Genomic DNA, 2,392 nt, shown 5'->3' with positions numbered 1-2,392 from the left:
TTCGCCATAGGAACGGGTGACGGCGCGCTTGGGTAAGCGTGTGTCGGCGGCCGCCGTTGAATCAGATTGTGAGGGTGTTGATTCATGTCCCCACGCGACGGTGACAAACGCCTGATCGGATTTGGTAATCTCGACCTTGGCGCGCAGTTTGTAGAGCGTCAGCCGGCGTACGAAATCGTCCGATATGTCGGCACGGCATTCGAGCCGGAATGCATTCTCGCCGGTGCGGGAGATCAGGAAATCGAACAGGATCTTGCCTTGCGGCGTCAGCAGCGCACCGGGTTTGGCTTCGCCGGGAGCCAGGATGTCGAGATCGGTGGTCAGGATGTTCTGCAAAAAATGCTCGGCATCCGGACCTGATACGGAAATGAGGGCGCGGTCTTTGAGCTGGGCACAGGGCATGGGCGGAAAAGCAACCTGATCTTGCAAAATGGTCGGCCTTTACGTAAGCCGCTGGCACTCCCCCCGCAAGAGAGCATGGCCATGATCTACGACCTCATCCTGACAGGCGGCACAGTGGTCAACCATGACGGCGAAGGGGCTCGCGACATCGGCGTGAAGGACGGGCGCATCGCTGCCATCGGCGATCTCCGCCAGGCCTCGGCCGGCGAGACGATCGACTGCCGCGGCCTGCATATCCTGCCGGGTGTCGTCGACAGCCAGGTGCATTTTCGCGAGCCGGGACTGGAGCACAAGGAAGATTTGGAAACGGGTTCGCGCGCTGCCGTGCTTGGCGGCGTCACCGCCGTGTTCGAGATGCCCAACACCAATCCGCTGACCACCAGCGAGGCAGCGCTTGCCGACAAGGTCCGGCGCGGCACGGGGCGCATGCATTGCGATTTCGCCTTCTGGGTCGGCGGCACCCGCGAGAATGCCGGGGATGTCGGCGAGCTTGAGCGGCTGCCGGGTGCGGCCGGGATCAAGGTTTTCATGGGCTCGTCCACTGGCGACCTGCTGGTCGAGGATGACGAGGGCGTGGCGTCGATCCTGAGAAACACGCGCCGGCGCGCCGCCTTTCATTCGGAAGACGAATTCCGGCTGCGCGAGCGCCTTGGCGAACGCATCGAAGGCGACCCGGCATCGCACCCTGTCTGGCGCGACGAGATCGCCGCCTTGCGCTGTACCGAACGGCTGGTACGCATTGCGCGAAACGCCCGTGCCCGCATCCATGTTCTACACATCTCGACCGCCGAGGAGATTGTGTTCCTCGAACAACACAAGGATGTCGCGACCTGCGAGGCGACGCCACATCATTTGACGCTGAGCGCCGACGACTATCTCAGGCTTGGCACGCTGATCCAGATGAACCCGCCGGTGCGTGCCGCGCGCCATCGCGATGGCGTCTGGCATGGCATTGCGCAAGGCATCGTCGATGTGCTCGGCTCCGACCACGCGCCGCACACGCTGGCCGAGAAGGCAAAGCCCTATCCGGCCTCACCGTCGGGGATGACCGGCGTGCAGACGCTGGTGCCGATCATGCTCGACCACGTCAATGCCGGCCGGCTGACCTTGCAGCGCTTTGTCGACCTGTCTAGCCACGGCCCGCAGCGGATCTTCGGCATGGCGAGAAAGGGCCGCATCGCTGCCGGCTACGAGGCCGACTTCACCATCGTCGATATGAAGCGGCGCCAGACCATCACCAATGCGCAGGCCGGCTCGAAAGCCGGCTGGACGCCTTATGACGGGAGAGAAGTGGTCGGCTGGCCGGTCGGCACCGTCATTCGCGGCCGCCGCGTGATGTGGGAAGGCGAGATCGCCACGCCAAGCCAGGGTAGGGCGGTGGAGTTTTCTGAGGCATTGCCCCGCTAGGCTCCCTACCCCCGTGGGTGGGAAGAGCCGCTCTCAATCCCCGGCGACGAAGAATGACCACTGTCCGCTAGGGGTGATACCGACGCGATAGAAAATATAGGCGCCGAACTGCTTCATGTCGTCGAAATCGCCAGCGGTGACGATCTTGAACAGTTCGACCCGCTGCTTGGCGTCCAGCTTGTCCAGCGGGAGGGCGAAGAAATACGGCCACACATAGAGCTCTTGTGGCGTGCCGGCATCGAGGTGGACGTAGCCGGCATCAAGCACCTCCTCCAGGATGGCCAGGATTTCCTGGCCGTCCGGGTCTCCCGAGAGGCCCTTGAGGAAGGCGACGGCATCGCCATCAATGTCGGTTAGGGACAATTGCGTTGTGTTGTCGCCCGTGCCGATCAACGGCCGCAACTTTTCGATATCGCCGCCCTTGCAGGCTTCGACGATCAAATCATGCATGCGCCGCACTGGTTCCGGCAGCTTGCCGAGATCGTAGATGACCTCGGGCACCGGCGTGTCCGGATCGACGCGTGGCCTGGTCACGCCGCCATCCGCCGGACTGTCCGGCTCGGCTTCGGCAGGAGCAGTCGGC

2 protein-coding genes and 1 pseudogene are annotated in these 2,392 nt (G+C 63.5%); 1 reads left to right on the top strand and 2 read right to left on the bottom strand.

Annotation, left to right across the window (positions count from 1 at the left end; genetic code table 11):
* Nucleotides 1-402: pseudogene (locus EN994_RS27445) on the bottom strand (folate-binding protein); the annotation flags it as partial.
* 75 nt (nt 403-477) lie between these two features.
* On the opposite strand from EN994_RS27445, the gene EN994_RS27440 reads away from it, so the two are divergent.
* Nucleotides 478-1,809 (top strand): dihydroorotase, encoded by a 1,332-nt coding sequence (locus tag EN994_RS27440; RefSeq protein ID WP_063167701.1) that lies wholly within the window; start codon nt 478-480, stop codon nt 1,807-1,809.
* Nucleotides 1,810-1,842: 33 nt separating this feature from the next.
* Here the strand turns inward: EN994_RS27440 and EN994_RS27435 are convergent.
* Nucleotides 1,843-2,392: hypothetical protein (locus EN994_RS27435; RefSeq protein WP_127307966.1), on the bottom strand; the 550-nt coding region annotated here is incomplete at its 5' end.

Origin of the sequence: Mesorhizobium sp. M7A.F.Ca.CA.002.09.1.1 (genome assembly GCF_003998555.1) — a bacterium.
GTDB classification, from domain to species: domain Bacteria; phylum Pseudomonadota; class Alphaproteobacteria; order Rhizobiales; family Rhizobiaceae; genus Mesorhizobium; species Mesorhizobium ciceri.
The sequence above is the reverse complement of the archived record's forward strand: the minus strand, read 5'-3'. Positions and strand labels throughout refer to the sequence as shown.

Bases quoted from the DNA above. Each gene is read 5' to 3' on its own strand.
- EN994_RS27440 (WP_063167701.1), top strand. From the start codon at position 478: ATGGCCATGATCTACGACCTCATCCTGACAGGCGGCACAGTGGTCAAC.